17 protein-coding genes are annotated in these 16,325 nt (G+C 73.4%); 11 read left to right on the top strand and 6 right to left on the bottom strand.

Annotated elements, in window-relative coordinates; all coding sequences use genetic code 11:
- Position 1 precedes the first annotated feature (1 nt).
- The 3 genes from paaB to C7C46_RS12005 all read right to left on the bottom strand — a co-directional run bounded on the left by paaB (position 2) and on the right by C7C46_RS12005 (position 2,626).
- Positions 2-289 carry a 1,2-phenylacetyl-CoA epoxidase subunit PaaB gene (gene paaB / locus C7C46_RS12015; RefSeq protein ID WP_110668639.1) on the bottom strand — a complete coding sequence of 96 codons (288 nt, stop codon included), beginning with the start codon at positions 287-289 and terminating at the stop codon, positions 2-4.
- The gene (gene paaA, locus C7C46_RS12010; protein ID WP_110668637.1) at positions 282-1,244 is read right to left on the bottom strand and encodes a 1,2-phenylacetyl-CoA epoxidase subunit PaaA; all 963 of its coding nucleotides are present in this window, start codon (positions 1,242-1,244) and stop codon (positions 282-284) included. Before paaA ends, paaB begins: the two co-directional genes overlap by 8 nt.
- 131 nt (positions 1,245-1,375) lie before the next feature.
- Positions 1,376-2,626, bottom strand: coding sequence for a M20/M25/M40 family metallo-hydrolase (locus C7C46_RS12005; protein WP_220040598.1), 1,251 nt, complete (start codon positions 2,624-2,626; stop codon positions 1,376-1,378).
- A gap of 635 nt (positions 2,627-3,261) precedes the next feature.
- On the opposite strand from C7C46_RS12005, the gene C7C46_RS12000 reads away from it, so the two are divergent.
- Both C7C46_RS12000 and C7C46_RS11995 read left to right on the top strand, forming a co-directional pair.
- Positions 3,262-3,564 (top strand): GNAT family N-acetyltransferase, encoded by a 303-nt coding sequence (locus C7C46_RS12000; RefSeq protein ID WP_110668635.1) that lies wholly within the window; start codon positions 3,262-3,264, stop codon positions 3,562-3,564.
- On the top strand, positions 3,557-4,003 hold the full coding sequence (locus C7C46_RS11995; protein ID WP_181442308.1) for a (4Fe-4S)-binding protein: 447 nt from the start codon (positions 3,557-3,559) through the stop codon (positions 4,001-4,003). The genes C7C46_RS12000 and C7C46_RS11995 overlap by 8 nt, the downstream gene beginning before the upstream one ends.
- 52 nt (positions 4,004-4,055) lie before the next feature.
- On the opposite strand, the gene C7C46_RS11990 is transcribed toward C7C46_RS11995, so the two are convergent.
- Complete coding sequence (locus C7C46_RS11990; protein WP_110668634.1) at positions 4,056-6,497, bottom strand: RICIN domain-containing protein; 2,442 nt, start codon at positions 6,495-6,497, stop codon at positions 4,056-4,058.
- A gap of 202 nt (positions 6,498-6,699) precedes the next feature.
- Entirely contained in the window at positions 6,700-6,963 is a 264-nt protein-coding gene (locus tag C7C46_RS11985; protein WP_110668632.1) for a hypothetical protein, read from the bottom strand.
- A 177-nt stretch (positions 6,964-7,140) separates the two neighbouring features.
- On the opposite strand from C7C46_RS11985, the gene C7C46_RS11980 reads away from it, so the two are divergent.
- The 7 genes from C7C46_RS11980 (at position 7,141) to C7C46_RS11950 (ending at position 14,392) form a co-directional block, all read left to right on the top strand.
- Positions 7,141-8,169 (top strand): aldo/keto reductase, encoded by a 1,029-nt coding sequence (locus C7C46_RS11980; protein ID WP_110668630.1) that lies wholly within the window; start codon positions 7,141-7,143, stop codon positions 8,167-8,169.
- Between the two features lie 11 nt (positions 8,170-8,180).
- Positions 8,181-8,780 carry a TetR/AcrR family transcriptional regulator gene (locus tag C7C46_RS11975; protein WP_110668628.1) on the top strand — a complete coding sequence of 200 codons (600 nt, stop codon included), beginning with the start codon at positions 8,181-8,183 and terminating at the stop codon, positions 8,778-8,780.
- A gap of 600 nt (positions 8,781-9,380) precedes the next feature.
- A complete protein-coding gene (locus C7C46_RS11970; RefSeq protein ID WP_110668627.1) occupies positions 9,381-11,327 on the top strand; it encodes a putative Ig domain-containing protein in 1,947 nt (648 codons plus the stop codon).
- Positions 11,328-11,471: 144 nt separating this feature from the next.
- Positions 11,472-12,185 carry a response regulator transcription factor gene (locus tag C7C46_RS11965; protein ID WP_110668625.1) on the top strand — a complete coding sequence of 238 codons (714 nt, stop codon included), beginning with the start codon at positions 11,472-11,474 and terminating at the stop codon, positions 12,183-12,185.
- A complete protein-coding gene (locus C7C46_RS11960; protein ID WP_110668624.1) occupies positions 12,182-13,627 on the top strand; it encodes a sensor histidine kinase in 1,446 nt (481 codons plus the stop codon). Before C7C46_RS11965 ends, C7C46_RS11960 begins: the two co-directional genes overlap by 4 nt.
- Before the next feature lie 142 nt (positions 13,628-13,769).
- Positions 13,770-14,180 (top strand): hypothetical protein, encoded by a 411-nt coding sequence (locus C7C46_RS11955; RefSeq protein WP_110668622.1) that lies wholly within the window; start codon positions 13,770-13,772, stop codon positions 14,178-14,180.
- Entirely contained in the window at positions 14,177-14,392 is a 216-nt protein-coding gene (locus tag C7C46_RS11950; RefSeq protein ID WP_110668621.1) for a hypothetical protein, read from the top strand. Before C7C46_RS11955 ends, C7C46_RS11950 begins: the two co-directional genes overlap by 4 nt.
- A 39-nt stretch (positions 14,393-14,431) precedes the next feature.
- Here the strand turns inward: C7C46_RS11950 and C7C46_RS11945 are convergent, their stop codons facing one another.
- On the bottom strand, positions 14,432-14,845 hold the full coding sequence (locus tag C7C46_RS11945; protein WP_110668619.1) for a hypothetical protein: 414 nt from the start codon (positions 14,843-14,845) through the stop codon (positions 14,432-14,434).
- 457 nt (positions 14,846-15,302) lie between these two features.
- Between C7C46_RS11945 and C7C46_RS11940 the strand changes: the two genes are divergently transcribed.
- Together C7C46_RS11940 and C7C46_RS11935 are read left to right on the top strand one after the other, a co-directional pair.
- The gene (locus C7C46_RS11940) at positions 15,303-15,830 is read left to right on the top strand and encodes a cupin domain-containing protein (protein ID WP_110668617.1); all 528 of its coding nucleotides are present in this window, start codon (positions 15,303-15,305) and stop codon (positions 15,828-15,830) included.
- Positions 15,824-16,216 (top strand): rhodanese-like domain-containing protein, encoded by a 393-nt coding sequence (locus C7C46_RS11935; RefSeq protein WP_110668615.1) that lies wholly within the window; start codon positions 15,824-15,826, stop codon positions 16,214-16,216. Before C7C46_RS11940 ends, C7C46_RS11935 begins: the two co-directional genes overlap by 7 nt.
- Positions 16,217-16,325: the final 109 nt, after the last annotated feature.

Here is a 16,325-nt window from a genome sequence, read left to right as displayed (position 1 = left end):
GTCAGATGTGCGGGACATCCTCGGGGATGTCGTAGAAGGTCGGGTGGCGGTACACCTTGTCGCCGCTGGGCTCGAAGAACGGGTCGCGCTCGTCGGGGGCGGCTGCGGTGATCGCGCTGGACGGGACCACCCAGAGGCTGACCCCCTCGTTGCGCCGGGTGTACAGGTCCCGGGCGGCGAGCAGTGCCATCCGGTCGTCGGGCGCGTGCAGCGAGCCGACGTGCACGTGGTTGAGGCCGCGCCGGGGGCGCACGAAGACCTCGTAGAGCGGCCAGGACTGGTCAGCCATGTCGTTCCTTCTCCTTGCGCGCGTACGCCGCGGCCGCCTCGCGGACCCAGGCGCCGTCCTCGTGGGCGGCCCGGCGGACCTCGATCCGCTGGGTGTTGCAGGGTCCGTCACCCTTGATCACCCGCATCAGCTCGGACCAGTCGGGCTCGCCGAAGTCCCAGCTGCCGCGCTCCTCGTTCCAGCGCAGCTCGGGGTCGGGCAGGGTGACGCCCAGGTGCTCGGCCTGCGGCACCGTCATGTCGACGAAGCGCTGGCGCAGCTCGTCGTTGGTGTGGCGCTTGATCCGCCAGGCCATCGACTGCGCGGTGTTGGGCGAGTCCCCGTCGGGCGGGCCGAACATCATCAGCGAGGGCCACCACCAGCGGTCCACCGCGTCCTGCACCATCGCGCGCTGCGCCTCGGTGCCGTGCATCAGCGTCATCAGCAGTTCGTAGCCCTGGCGCTGGTGGAACGACTCCTCCTTGCAGACCCGCACCATGGCCCGGGCGTAGGGACCGTAGCTGCAGCGGCACAGCGGCACCTGGTTGCAGATCGCCGCGCCGTCCACCAGCCAGCCGATCACGCCGACGTCGGCGAAGTTCAGCGTGGGGTAGTTGAAGATCGAGGAGTACTTCTGCCGGCCGCTGATCAGCTTCTCGGTCAGCTCCGACCGGTCCACCCCGAGGGTCTCCGCGGCGGCGTACAGGTACAGGCCGTGGCCGGCCTCGTCCTGCGCCTTGGCCAGCAGGATCGCCTTGCGGCGCAGCGAGGGGGCCCGGGTGAGCCAGTTGCCCTCCGGCTGCATGCCGATGATCTCGGAGTGCGCGTGCTGGGCGATCTGGCGCACCAGGGTGGCCCGGTAGGCGTCCGGCATCCAGTCACGCGGCTCGATCCGCTGCTCGGCGGCGATCACCGCCTCGAACCGCTCGACGAGCTCGGGGACCTGCTCGGGCTCTGCCGTCTGCACTGGGACCATGACCACTCCTCCCGACTGACCGTTCGGTCGGTTCCATTGTGTAGCCAGGGCCGCACCGCTGGCAAGAACCGGCGGGAACGAACGACGGGCGGGCCCCGGTCCAGGGGCCCGCCCGTGAGCACTGCGTGCGGTCAGATGGTGCGCAGCGGGTCCGCGCCCGGGCCGACGGGGGTCCCCCCGGCCGGAGGTTGGGGGCGGGCGCGCAGCCGGGGCAGCGGCACCGCCAGCAGCCCGGCCAGCAGGGCCAGGCGGGGGGCCAGCTGGTCCAGCATGATCCGTTCGTCCCGGGCGTGCGCCCCGGCCCCCACCGCACCCAGGCCGTCCAGGGTCGGCAGCCCGCGGGCGCCGGCCAGGTTGGTGTCCCCGGCCCCGCCGGCCGGCGAGCCGTCCAGCTGCTGGCCCAGCGCCGAGGCCAGAGCGCGCAGGTGGCGCAGCAGCAGGTTGTGACCGGACCGCTCGACCCAGGCCGGCCGACTGGACAGCACCTCGGTGCGGACCAGCGCGCCCGGGCGCAGGGCGGTCAGGTGGGCCAGCGTGTCCAGCGTGCTCGCCTCGGCCTCCGGGGTGGCGAACCGCAGCCCCAGCTCGGCCTCGGCCTGACCGGCCACCACGTTCGCCCGGGTCCCCCCACGGATCCGGCCGGTGTTCAGCTCGGTGCCAGGCTGGTGGCCCAGCTCCTCGCGGACCGCGACGAGCTGGTCGACCAGCTCGTCCACCGCCGAGGTGCCGTCCTCGGGATGGCTGCCCGCGTGCGCCTCATGGCCGGTGACCGTCAGCCGCACCCGGGTGGAGCCCCGGCGCGCGGTCTTCAGGCTGCCGTCCTGGTGCGGCGGTTCCAGGCCCAGGACGGCGGCGGCGCCGGGGAGCTGACGCTCCACCACGCGGCGGCCGTCCGGGCTGCCGACCTCCTCGTCGGCGGTGAGCACCACCCGCACCGTGCGGTGCGGACGCAGGCCCAGGTCACCGAGGAGGGCGAAGGCGCCTTCGAGGAGGGCCAGACCGGCCTTCATGTCGAGCACGCCGGGGCCGCTGAGCACGCCGTCGTGCTCCTCGACCGGCCAGTCGGCCAGGGTGCCGGCCGGCCAGACGGTGTCGTGGTGGCCGACGAAGAGCAGGTGCGGAAGGCTCTCGTCCTGTCCTGGCCACTGCAGCAGGAGGTGGTCGCCGGCCGCACCGGGCACTCTGCGGGCCTCGGCACCGGTGGCCCGGTACCCGGCCATCAGCTCCTCGGCCAGCAGGTTCAGCCGCTCGGCGTCACCGCTGGGCGACTCGATCTCGGCCAGCTCGGTGATCCGGCGCCGTACCGAGGCGGTCAGGGTCCTGGCCCGGGCGTTGAGCGGACCCGGCAGCGCGAGCAGCGAGTCGGCAGCCGGGGCGGACACTGGCGCGGGGTCGGCAGGGGCGGCGGGGGCAGTCTCGGTGGTAGGGGCCGGCGGCGTGGCCTGCGGGCTCACCGGGCACCTCCGCGGCAACTGTCCGTACTCAGCGCACCCCGTGGCACCGGGCGCGGGCCCCGGGCGGCGGCGGCCGACCGGCCGAGCGGGCCGCGGGCGCGCACGGCGGGTGGCCGCAAGGTGCGTGGTGCGATGGAACGGCTGGTCGACATACGTCCTCCTCGCTCGGTCCGGTGGCCCCGGAGCGCCCGGGACCCCCGTGGGTCTGCGGCCTCCGGTTGGCGGCACCGGGTGTCACCGTGGCACGGGAAGCCGAAGTGAGCCTAGAAGAACGCTTCGGTCCCAGGCGAGTGGCCCTCTGGCCGCCCGACCGGAATCCGGCAAGTCGTGCTCGGAACCTGGCCTACCGTTCGGCGCCTCGTTCCCACGTTTCCACGATGGACCCGGCACGCCGCTTCGGCCCGGCGAACGGGCCGCGGCGCCCGGATCCACGCCGGACGGGTGATGCCGGGATCGCCCGCAGGCACCAAAGCGGCGACTCACCGGCCGTCAGCGCGGTGGCAGGAGATCATGGCTGAGAGTCCGTCACGAGGGGCGGACCTGACGAGGGGTTGGTTGGCCAGATGGCTGTGATCGTGCGTGACAATCCGTCCGCGAGCCGCTTCGAGGCCGAGCTGGACGGGCAGCCTGCCGGCTTCGCGGCGTACCTGCGCAGCGAGGGGCTGGTGGTCTACCCGCACACGGTGGTGGAGCCGCAGTTCGAGGGGCAGGGCGTCGGCGGGGCGCTGGCCCGGTTCGCGCTGGACGACGCCCGGGCGCGCGGGGTGGCGGTACTGGCCACCTGCCCGTTCATCGCCGGCTGGATGGTGCGTCACCCCGAGTACCAGGACCTGGCGTACCAGAACCAGAGCCGGGTCAGTGACTGAGGGCTCGGCGGCCGGCGACTCGGCGGCCGGCAGCTCGACGGCCAAGAGCTACGGGGCGGACGGGATCGAGGTCACCTTCGACGGGGCGCTGTGCCGGCACGCGGCGCGGTGCGTGGGCGGGCTGCCGGAGGTCTTCGACACCTCCAGGCGGCCCTGGATCACGCCCGGGGCAGCGCCGCCGGAGCGGGTGGCGGAGGTGGTGCGGCGCTGCCCGACCGGGGCGCTGACCTACCTGCTGACGGGTGGGGCGCCGGAGCAGCCGCAGCGGCCCACCGCAGTGGTCCGCACCCCGGACGGGCGACTGCTGCTGCGCGGGGACCTGCTGCTGCCCGCCCCGGACGGGGGCGAGCGGCGGGCCACCCGAGCGATGCTGTGCGGCTGCGGGCGCAGTGCCGGGCAGCCGTACTGCGACCGCAGCGGGGCCTGCGGGCAGGAGTGAGGCAGGGGCCGGCCCACTCGTGCGGGTGGGCCGGCCCCCTTTCGGAACCGCGTCAGCCGACCTTGGTCAGCTTCCACTGCTGGTTGTTGCCGCCGTTGGACGGCCACTGGATCGCGTGCGCACCCTGGGTCAGCGAGCCGCCCTCCACGTCCAGCTGGTCGCCGTTCAGCCGGGACTCGATGGTGTAGGTCCCGTTGTCGGACGGGGCGAGCAGCCACTGCTGGTTGTCGCCGTTGTTGGGGGTCCACAGGTCCAGCTGGGTGCCCGGCATGGTGGTCCGGTTCGGCACGTCCAGCGCCTTGCCACTGGCCACCCCGGTGATCGAGTAGTATCCGTTGCCCAGGCCGGTCACCTTCCACTGCTGGTTGTTGCCGCCGTTGGACGGCCACTGGATGACCGGCGTGCCGTCGGCCGTCCCCTGGTTGGCCGCGTCCAGCAGCTGGCCGCTGTGGGCGTTGGCCAGCTGGTACACCCCGTCCAGCGCGGTGCTGGTGCCGGGCGTGACGGTCAGGTTGCTGAACTGGACCGGGTAGTAGCCCCCGGTGCCCAGCGCGATCTGGCCGCCGCCGTAGCTGGTGTCGGTGACCGTGGCCAGGGTGCGGCCGTCCAGCTGCGGGGTGATGCTGCCGCCCTGGAAGGTCAGTGCCAGGTGGTGCCAGGTGTTCAGGCCCAGCGCCGGGACGGTGCCGGAGGCGAGCGTGCTGAACGTCCAGGCGGTGTCGCTCTTCAGCAGGGTCCAGGTGCCGTTGTCGCCGACCCGCAGGTTGTAGGCGTTCAGGCCGTTGTTGTTGCGGCCCTGGGTGCCGACGCGGCCGAGCAGCTCGGCGGTGCCGGACTGCTCCAGCAGCGCGTCCACGCCGACCGTGTAGTTGCTCCAGCTCAGGTCGCCCATGGTGGCGTACGGCTGGTCGGCCGACTCGTTGGTCCAGCGGACCGGGGTGGTCGGGGCCTGCTGGCGCAGGCAGTTGCCCGATCGCCCGCCCGCGCACCGGCTGGTCTGGAACGCGCCGTTCATCGCACTGAAGTAGCGCGCCTCCTGGCCGGTGGCGGTGCCCGCGAGGCTGTCGCTGTAGGGCAGCGCGAGCGGGCTGCGCTGCGCGCCGGCGGCGGTGCCGGCGCCCTGGCCGGTGGTGGTGGTCACGGTGTAGAGGTGGCCGGGCTGCAGGGTCAGCTGGTAGCTGCCGCCGCTCGCCGTGAGGTCCGCGGCGGCGGCCATCTTCGGGGCGTTCGCCGTCATGTCGGTGGACCACACGTGCAGCGCGCCGCCGGGCAGGCCGCCGGCCGTCCTGAGGGTCACGGTCTGGGCGGCGCCGGCGTCCATCGTCTCGAAGACGGTGCTCCAGGCGGTGCGGCCCGGGTTGGCGTAGCTGATGTAGCTGCCGTTGGCGCGGTTGCCGCCCAGGTAGCCCGACGCGGTGTCCAGGTACTGCCAGCCCGGGGCGGTGAACTGGGTGGTCTGGGCGGTGGCCCAGGCGCTGCGGCTGACCGAGTAGTTGCCGGACCAGGGCTGGTTGGCCGTCACCAGGCCCATGGTGTTGAAGCCGAGGTTGGGGTAGAGGGCGGCGACCACCGGCCAGTTGATGAAGGCGGTCATCTTGCCGTCCAGGTAGCCGCGGTTGATCGCGCGGGCCATCGGGGCGGCGCCGCTCTCGGCGTCCTCGGAACCGTTCTCGCTGGCCCACAGCTGCTTGCCGGTGGCCACCGCGTCGGTGGTGCTGGAGCAGCTGGTCATCGCGGACATGTAGCCGCAGGGGTAGTGGGTGCCGATGATGTCGACCGCGCTGTTCAGCGCCGGGTCGGAGCGCATCGAGGTGGCGATCGACCAGTTGTCGTCGGCACCGACCACCTTGGTGCTGCCGTAGCCCTTGGCGGCCAGGGTGGCGTGCAGGTTCTCGTACCAGGAGGCGTTGTAGCCGCGCTCGTTCCAGCCACCGAGGTAGTCGATGGACAGGTTGTGCTGCTTGGCGCAACCCATCCAGTCCATCAGGTAGTTGACGGTGTCCTGGGACCAGAAGTTGCCGCCGCTGCCGGTGTTGCCGACCCAGCCCGGGGCACCCCAGGAGAGGGCGTAGAGCTTGATGGCGGGGTTGCGGGCCCGGGCCTGCTCGGCGAGCCACCACTCGTAGCCGGCGTTGCAGTCGACGACGCCGCGGGTGTGCTCGATGCTCGCCTCGGCGCCGTCGGTGGAGTTGGTGTCGCCGCCGATCTCGACCTTCAGGAGCTGCAGGGCGGCGCCGTAGCCGGGCTTGAAGAGGTAGTCCAGGATCTGGCTGCGCTGCGGCTCCGGATAGTCGAAGAGCAGCCGCGAGTTGCCGCCGCCGCCACTGATCGCGCCGACCCCGTCGAAGGTGCGGCCGGGCGAGGTGCCGTCGACGGTGATGGCGGTGCTGGTGGCGGTCGTGGCCGTGGCGGCGGCCAGGGCGGGGGTGGGGGCGGTGACGAGGCCGAGGGGGAGCGCGAGGAGGGAGAGGAAGGCGCGAAGGGTGGTTCGCATTCGGGGGTGGTCCTCCCATGGGGGATGATTGGTTGTGATCGGTTTGGGTGGCCGTAACAAACAGAACCGATCAGACGCCGACGGTAGGGAGTGACTGAGGGGGCGTCAAGAGGGCACGCACGGATGGGCGTCGGGGCTCCACCCTGCGTACGCATACGGCCGATCCGAGCGGTCGGAGGCCGGCACCGGGCGGGACCTGGCGCTACGTCCGATCGTGACCGTCGATGCCGTCCGGGGCCTCGGGGCGCCGGACCGTCGCCCGGGAGGCGAGCCGGCTCACCGACAGCAGCAAGCAGGTGGCGACCAAGGTCTTCGTTTCCACCGCGACGCTCCAACTGGTTGGCGAGCAGCGGATCAGGCTGGATGACCCGGACATCGAGGCTGCGAAGTCGGCCCTCCTCAGCGCCGAAATGTGCGCCACGAAGCAGCCGTCAAACGCCGAAGCCGGGAGCGGCTGCCCCGCCACTCCTCGCCTCCTGCGCCCACCAACACCCTCGAGTCCCCGCGCGCTTCGACAGATGACGGCTGACAGATATTGAAATCTGTCAGCCGTCATGCCATAGTTGTCATCGCAAGGGGCTCGCCCGTCGTCCCCCTGCCGTCATCCCGACACGCCTCCCCCGCGACAGATCCGGAGCACCCTATGTCCCCCTCCACCCCCGCTCCCCTCCCCGCCCTCCCCACCCGCCGGCTCGGCGCCACCGGTCCGATCACCTCCGTCCTCGGCCTCGGCGCCATGGGCATGTCCGACCTCTACGGCCCGGCCGACGAGGCCGAGAGCATCGCCACCGTGCACGCCGCGCTGGACGCGGGCGTGACCCTGATCGACACCGGCGACTTCTACGGCATGGGCCACAACGAGCTGCTGATCCACGACGCGCTGCGCGGCCGCGACCGCGAGTCCGTCCAGATCAGCGTCAAGTTCGGCGCCCAGCGCGGCCCGGACGGCGCCTGGCTCGGCTACGACGCCTCGCCCGCCGCCACCAAAACCGCGCTCGCCTACACCCTGCGCCGCCTGCGCACCGACCACGTCGACATCTACCGCCCCGCCCGCCTGGACCCGGCGGTCCCGATCGAGGAGACCGTCGGCGCCATCGCCGAGCTGGTGAAGGCCGGCTACGTCCGGCACATCGGCCTCTCCGAGGTCGGCGCCGCCACCCTGCGCCGGGCCGCCGCCGTGCACCCGATCAGCGACCTGCAGATCGAGTACTCGCTGCTCTCCCGCTCGCTCGAGGCCGAGGTGCTGCCCGCCGCCCGCGAGCTCGGCATCGGCGTCACCGCCTACGGCGTGCTCTCCCGCGGCCTGCTCAGCGGCCACTGGTCGGCGGGCCGCGAGCTGGCCGGCACCGACTTCCGCGGCCACAGCCCCCGCTTCCAGGGCGACAACCTGACCCGCAACCTGGACCTGGTGGAGCAGCTGCGCCGGATCGCCGAGGCCAAGGGCGCCACCGTCGCCCAGGTCGCCATCGCCTGGGTGGCCTCGCGCGGCGAGGACATCGTCCCGCTGGTCGGCGCCCGCCGCCGCGAGCGGCTCGACGAGGCGCTCGGCGCCCTGCGGGTCCAGCTCGACCCGGCCGACCTGGCCGCCATCGAGGCCGCCGTCCCGGCCGGTGCCGCCGCCGGTGAGCGGTACGCTGCCGCACAGATGGCCCACCTCGACAGCGAGCAGTAAGAGTAAGGATCGTGCCTCCCGTGACCTCCGACAGTTCCCTCACCCCCGAGCAGATCCTGAGCGCGGCGGAGGACGTCCTGCGGCGGTTCGGCCCGACCAAGGCCACCGTGGTGGACGTCGCCCGCGCCCTCGGCGTCAGCCACGGCAGCGTCTACCGCCACTTCCGCAGCAAGGCCTCCCTGCGGGAGGCGGTGACGGCCCGCTGGCTGGACCAGGCCCACCACAGCCTGCACGCCATCACCGTCGAGACCGGCCCGGCCGGCGAGCGCCTGCACCGCTGGCTGGCCACCCTGTTCGCCGCCAAGCGCAAGAAGGCCCTGGACGACCCGGAGCTGTTCGCCACCTACCTGGTCCTGGTGGCCGAGAACAGCCACACCGTCGAGGCGCACCTCTACACGCTGACCGCCCAGATCTCCCACATCATCCAGGACGGCATCCACCAGGGCGAGTTCACCGCCCGTCACACCGCCACCACCGCCCACGCGGTCTTCCAGGCCACCGCCCACTTCCACGACCCGGTGCACGCCGCCGAGTGGGCGGACGCCGAGCGGTCGAAGGCGGACTTCGAGGCCCTGTGGTCATTGCTGCTGTCGGGCCTGAAGGGCCGGTAGGCGGCGCCGGCCCGGTCAACCACCCGGGGCTCGGGCCCAAACCTGACCGATCGTGCGGTCAACGTGGATCCCCGTCTGAAATGATCGCCGAGTGTGGCAGTCCGGTGTGCCGCGCCGACGGGGGCCCGTGCGGTCGGGGCCTCCCCCGGCGCGCGGGCTGCGGGCCTGGCCAGCAGCCCCGCAGGTGCGGCCCGACTGCCTGTCAGCAGGACCCGGCGATCCATCAACACCCCCACTGATCAGCCAAGTTAACCTTCTTGTCCCGGCAAAGGTTTGCCTCACCTTCTTGCCGCCCCGCGTCAACGGCTACTAACGTCGGCCCCACATCAGCCCGCCCCCACGGCGGCGATGTGGGGCCGCTCGCATGTCATGGTCTTGACAGCGGGACCACGCCCCGAACCGCGCACTCCCCACGTACAGCGCCTCCCCCGCACCACTCTCCCGGCCCGCGGCTACCAGCTGCCGGCCGTCCGCACGTGCCGAGATCCACCAGCACCGGGCCCGCTCCGCCCCATGCCCGCACCCGGGCACCGGTAGGCGTGCCCCGACCCCCACGGAGGGTTCTCCTTGCACACCAACTCCCCAGCCGGAAAAGGCCGGATGCGCGCGCTGACCGCGCTGCTGCCCGCCGCCGGCCTGACCGTGCTCGGCCTGCTCGCGCCCACCGCGCACGCTGCCACCGCCGACGCGGCCGCCACCCCCCAGGTGAGCGTCCAGCACTCGTGCGCCAAGCCGGCCCACGTCGGCCAGATGGCCTGCCTGGCCCTCAAGCGCACCGACCTGAGCCCGAACGCGCTCACCCCGAACGCCACGCCCTCCGGGTTCGGCCCGAGCGACCTGCAGAGCGCGTACAAGCTGCCGAGCAACGGCGGGTCCGGCCAGACGGTGGCCATCGTGGACGCGATGGACGACCCGAACGCCGAGTCCGACCTGGCCGCCTACCGCTCCCAGTACGGCCTGCCGGCCTGCACCACGGCGAACGGCTGCTTCAAGAAGATCGACCAGAACGGCGGCACCAACTACCCGACCGCCGACAGTGGTTGGGCCGGCGAGATCTCGCTCGACCTGGACATGGTCTCGGCCGTCGCACCGAACGCGCACATCCTGCTGGTCGAGGCCACCTCGGCGAACATGGGCGACCTCGGCACCTCGGTCAACCAGGCCGTGTCCCAGGGCGCGAAGTTCGTCTCCAACAGCTACGGCGGCTCCGAGGACTCGACCGACACCACCTCGGACACCCAGTACTTCAACCACCCGGGCGTGGCGATCACCGTCTCGGCGGGCGACTCCGCGTACGGCGCCGAGTACCCGGCGGCCTCCAAGTACGTCACCTCGGTCGGCGGCACCGCGCTCAAGCGCGACTCCAGCGCCCGTGGTTGGAGCGAGTCCGTGTGGAGCACCAGCTCCACCGAGGGCACCGGCTCCGGCTGCTCGGCCTACGACGCCAAGCCGAGCTGGCAGACCGACACGGGCTGCGCCAAGCGCACCATCTCCGACGTCTCGGCGGTCGCCGACCCGGCCACCGGCGTCGCGGTCTACCAGACCTACGGCGGCTCCGGCTGGGCGGTCTACGGCGGCACCTCCGCCTCCTCGCCGATCATCGCCTCGGTCTACGCCGACGCGGGCACCCCGGGGGCCAGCGACTACCCGGCGAAGTACCCGTACGCGCACACCAGCGCGCTGAACGACGTGACCAGCGGCAACAACGGCAGCTGCTCCCCGTCCTACCTGTGCACCGCGGGCACCGGCTACGACGGCCCGACCGGTCTGGGCACCCCGAACGGCACCGCCGCCTTCACCACGGGCGGCAGCACCGGCGGCAACACCGTCACCGTGAACAGCCCGGGCAACCAGTCCACCACCACCGGCGGCTCGGTGAGCCTGCAGATCAGCGCCAGCGACTCGGCCTCCGGCCAGACCCTGACCTACTCGGCCACCGGCCTGCCCACCGGCCTGTCGATCAGCACCTCCGGCCTGATCTCCGGCACCGCGAGCACCGCGGGCCCCTACAACGTGACCGTCACCGCGAAGGACCCCACCGGCGCCACCGGCTCCACCACCTTCTCCTGGACCGTGGGCGGCGGCGGCACCGGCTGCACCGCCGCCCAATTGCTCGGCAACGCCGGCTTCGAAACCGGTAGCGCCGCCCCGTGGACCGCCTCCACCGGCGTCGTCGACAACAGCTCCTCCGAGGCCGCCCACTCCGGCAGCTGGAAGGCCTGGCTGGACGGCTACGGCTCGACCCACACCGACACCCTCTCGCAGACCGTCACCATCCCGGCCGGCTGCAAGGCCACCTTCAGCTTCTGGCTGCACATCGACACCGCCGAAACCGGTTCGACCGCCTACGACAAGCTGACCGTGGCCGCCAACACCACCACCCTCGCCACCTACTCCAACGTCAACGCCGCCACCGGCTACGTGCAGAAGTCCTTCGACCTCTCCTCCTACGCCGGCCAGAGCGTCACCCTGAAGTTCACCGGCACCGAGGACAGCAGCCAGCAGACCAGCTTCGTCATCGACGACACCGCGCTCAACGTCTCCTGACCTGACCGCAGTGCCCTCGGGGGCCGGGACCGGCAACGGTTCCGGCCCCTCACGTTTGGATGAGAAAACTCTCATCGGACCGTGCGACCGTAGGGCCGCACAGGAACGGGCGGGTCCGCCCTGGAACGGGTGAGAGGGACGGGCATGGCAGGTGGCGAGGCCGACGGCCGGGTGCTGGTGGTGGACGACGACGACACCATCCGCCGTTCGCTGGAGCGCGGGCTGCGGCTGAGCGGCTTCGCGGTGCGCTCGGCCGCGGGTGAACGGGCCGCGCTGGAGCTGGTCGCCGCCGAGCCGCCGGACGTGCTGGTGCTGGACGTCTCGATGCCCGACCTGACCGGTACCGAGGTCTGCCGCCGGCTGCGCGAGCAGGGCAGCGACATCCCGGTGCTGATGCTCTCCGCGCTGGACGAGCTGGCCGACCGGGTGGCCGGCCTGCAGGCGGGGGCCGACGACTACCTGGTCAAGCCGTTCGCGCTGCAGGAGCTGGAGCTGCGGCTGCGCGCGCTGCTGCGCCGCCGCCCGGCGGCGGATCCGGTGGCGGACGGTGCGCTGCGGGTCGGCCCGCTGCGGATCGACCCCGCCACCCGCGAGGTGCACCGGGACGGCCGGCCGGTGCGGCTGACCCGCCGCGAGTTCGAGCTGCTGGAGCACCTGGCCCGCAACGCCGGCCTGGTGCTGACCCGGGATCAGCTGCTGGACCGGGTCTGGGGCTACGACTTCGACGTGCGCACCGACGCCGTCGACACGTTCGTCAGCTACCTGCGCCGCAAGCTGGAGGAGGGCGGGCGGGAGCGCCTGATCCACACCGTGCGCGGGGTCGGGTTCGTGCTGCGGGTGCCGGGGGGTGCGCGATGAGGCTAGCCACCCGGATCGCGCTGTGGGCCGCGGTGGTGGTCCCGCTGCTGGTGGTCGGCGCGGGCGTGCTGCTGCTCGGCCTGGTCACCCACGACCTGCGGGCGGCCCAGGACGCCGAGCTGCGTGGGCGGGCCCAGGCGGTGCTGCCCAATGCGCGCACCCTGCTCACTGCCGACCACCAGGGCCGCACCCAGGTCGAGCAGAACCAGCACCGCAAGCTGCTGGACGCCGCGCTGGACGTGGGCGTGCTGGTCGAGGACGCGAGCGGTGCCACGGTCAGCGCCGGTGGCCCGCTGCCCGCGGCCACCGCGCTGCCCGCTCCCGGGGCGGCCGCGCTGCCGACGACCGTGCACTCGGGCGGGCGCAGCTGGCGGGTGCTGGCCGCGCCGGTGAACGGGGCCCAGCCCGGCACGCTCTGGGTGGCCGCGCCCGCCTCGGCGGCCAATCCGCAGGTGGACGCGGTGCGCAACCGGATCATCCTGGTGGCCGCGGTGGCCGCCCCCCTCTCCGGGCTGCTCGCCTACGGGCTGGCCCGCCGGGCCACCGCGCCGCTGAGCCGGCTCGGGCGGCGGGCCGCCGCGCTGGACCCGCGGGCCGGGGCCGCCGGTTTCGGGCACCGGCGCAGCGGGGTCGGCGAGGTGGACGAGCTGGCCGCCGCGCTGGAGAGCGCGCTGGCCCGCTACGACGAGCAGGCGGCGCGCACGGCGCAGGCGCTGGAGACGGCCCGCTCGTTCTCCGCGGCGGCCTCGCACGAGCTGCGGACCCCGCTGATGGGCCTGCAGACCAACCTGGACGTGCTGGCCGCGCACCCGCAGCTGCCGGCCGCGGACCGGGAGGAGATCCTGGCCGACCTGCGCGCCGACCACCGGCGGATGCTGGACCTGCTGACCGCGCTGCGTACCCTCTCGCGCGGCGACCTGGTGGCGGAGGAGGCCTTCGGGCCGGTCGACCTGGCCGAGCCGGTGGCCGCGGCGGCTGCCGAACTGCGGCGACGGCAGCCCGAGTTGGCGGTCACGCTGGCGCTGGAGGGGGAGGCCGCGGTGTTCGGGTGGGCCGCCGGGCTGCGGATCCTGTGCGATAACCTGCTGCTCAACGCCGCGGTGCACGGCCACCTGGTCGGCGAGCCGGCCCGGATCGCGGTGCGGCTGCGGCGTGCGGGCCGGGTGGCGGTGCTGACCGTGGACGACGAGGGGCCGGGGATCGCGCCCGCCGAGCGCGCGGCCGTCTTCGACCGCTTCCACCGCCGCCAGGGCAGTCCGGGCTCGGGGCTGGGGCTGACCCTGGTCGCCCAGCAGGTGGCGCTGCACCGGGGCACCATCACGGTCGGCGAACCGCCCACCGGCCGGGGCTGCCGCTTCGAGGTCCAGCTGCCGCTGGTCGACCCGCAGGCCCCCACACTCCCGCTCCCCACCCGCCCGGCCTGGTTCGGCCCGCACCGCTGACCGGCGCCCGCCGGGCGGCCCCGCGGCCCGGCGCCCGCGTCATCCCCGCCTCACAAGGAATCCACAAGGACGCCTTCTACCGTCCCTGTCATCCGGGCGGGACCGGCCCGCCGGACACACGAACGTGAGTGGAGGACTCGTCATGCTCTCCTACCGCAAGACCGGCGCCGCAGTGGGCGCCCTGGTGCTCGGGGGTACGCTGTTCGCGGCGGCGGCCCCCGCGCAGGCGGCCACGCCGAGCCCGAAGGTGCTGCCGACCCCGACCAGTGACGGCTCGAAGGGCATCTGCAAGCGCCTGCCCAAGCTGCAGGACCGGATCGGCAAGGCGCTGGACCGCCTCAACGGCCCCGTCACCGAGGCCGGTTCGATCGCCCGCCTGCAGCAGCGGGTGGACCTGGCCAAGCAGGAGGGCCACACCGAGATCTACACCTACCTCAACGACCGGCTGACCTTCCGCAAGTCGCTGACCCCGACCCTGACCACCCGTCAGAACGATCTGAAGTCGGTCGCCACCTGGTGCACCGCGCAGGGCCTGGGCGGCGACGCCAAGTGAAGCGCGCCCTCGCCCTGGCCGCCGCGGCCCTGGTCGCCTCGGTGGCCCTGACGGCCTGCGGCGGCGCCACGGGCGGTGCGGGCCGACCCGCCGCACCGGCCACCTCGGCCGCCCCGGCCGGCGGCGACCAGCAGGCCGACATGCAGCAGAAGGTCGACGCCGCGGAGAGCGCCGCCTCCGCCGCCGACTCGGATGCCGCGCAGAACAACTGACCTCTGGTCAGAACCGGCAGGAACCCCCGCCCGGGTGGCTCACAGGTTGATCGTTCCGTGGAAGTCACGGCCCTGGATCAACTTGGCCACCCGGGCGTTTTCGCTGACCACGTTGGTCACGGTGCTGTCCTGCTCCAGCCGCACCGACCCGGCGTGCTCGCTCAGCCAGCCGGCCAGGTCGCGGGCCAGCTCCGGGTCGTGGTCGTACCGCGCGATCAGGGTGCCGGTCAGCACCCGCACCTGCTCCTCGTCCGCCGGGTCCACCGGTGCGTCGGCCGGGTCCACCGGTGCGTCGGCCGCCAGGTCCAGCTCGGCGCCGGGCCTGGCCCGCTGGTAGGCGCGCTTGGCCAGCTGCTGCAGCGCCTCCCAGGCCTGCTTGCCGACCGCGGTGCCGGCGGCCCCGGCCACGGCGGAGACCGCCTGGGTGAGTGCGCTCGCGGCATCGACGTCCATGCTGGCCCCCCACCCGGGCCGGACCCTGTCGCCGCACCCACGCCACCACCCTAGGGCCCTTGCCGACCCCGTGGAGTGCGTTCCGCCACCCCGATTCACGGCCTGCCCGCTTGACGGGTCGGCGGCGGATCTACCAGTATCTCGACCATGGAGCTCGGCACCTTCCTGGTCTGCCGCCTGCACGTCGATCTGCGACGCCAGGCGAGCGACATGTGTGCCTGCTGACCGCTCCCTGACGGGCCGCTGACCGGCCGTCCCCCTTCCGCCGCACGCCGCCGACCGGCTTTCGTCCTCGGCTCCGCGGCCACCGCCTGCTCCTCCCTCCGTCGCCGTGTCGACCTGCTGACGCGTCCCGGTCGGACATCGACACCTCGGCTCGTCGACTCGTCGGCTCCGCGACTCGTCGACTCGTCAACACCTCGCCACCGCGCACCCACACACCTCCCGAGGACCACCAATGCCCCTGACCCCGGCCGCCCTGCGCGGCATCGTCGCCGACCTGGCCGAACGCCCCGAGGAGTGGATCGGCAAGGTCCGCCTGGCCGCCGAGGACCGCTGGTACGAGCGGCTCAGCCTGACCGAGGAGCACGAGGTCTGGCTGATCAGCTGGCTGCCGGGCCACGCGACCGGCTTCCACGACCACGGCGGTTCGCGCGGCGCCTTCGCCGTGGCGCTGGGCGAGTTGGAGGAGCTCTCGCTCGGCAGCGAACTCGGCGCGAACGACGAGAACGACGAGCCCGGCGGACCCGGCGGACCCGGCCGACCCCGCCACCACGACGATCACGGGCAGCTGCGCAGCCGCCGGCTGACCGCGGGCACCACCCGGGCGTTCGGCCCGCAGTTCCTGCACGACGTGCGCAACACCGGCACCGGCCCGGCGGTCTCGCTGCACGCCTACTCCCCGCCGCTGAGCGAGATCGCCCGCTTCGAGCTGCGGGCCGGCGGCCTGCGCCCGACCGTGGTGGAGGGGGCGGACCAGTGGTGACCACGGTGGACCAGCTGGTGGCCCGGGCCCGAGCGGGGGTGCACCGCCCGGGCCCGCAGGAGGCGTACCTGGCCCGGCAGCGCGGCGAGGCCTTCCTGGTGGACATCCGCCCGGCCGCGCAGCGGGCCCGGGAGGGGCAGATCCCGGACGCGGTGGTGCTGGAGCGCAACGTACTGGAGTGGCGCCTGGATCCGACGGGCAGTCACCGGATCCCGCAGGCCACCGGGTACGACCTGCCGGTGGTGGTGGTCTGCTCCGAGGGCTACGCCTCCAGCCTGGCGGCGGCCACGCTGCGCGAGCTGGGCCTGCACCGGGCGACCGACCTGGACGGCGGTTTCGTCGCCTGGGCGGCGGCCGGCCTGCCCACCGTCCCGGGCGGCGACTGACCGGCCCCCGGCAGCCGCGGACCGGGGGGAACCTCCGTTCGACCCGCGTGTCAGATGCGTCACGCATGATGGTTCGGGGTTTCCCTTGGACCTGGCAAGGGCAAGCGCC

Source organism: Streptomyces tateyamensis, assembly GCF_003205575.1.
Lineage (GTDB): Bacteria > Actinomycetota > Actinomycetes > Streptomycetales > Streptomycetaceae > Kitasatospora > Kitasatospora tateyamensis.
The sequence above is the reverse complement of the archived record's forward strand: the minus strand, read 5'-3'. Positions and strand labels throughout refer to the sequence as shown.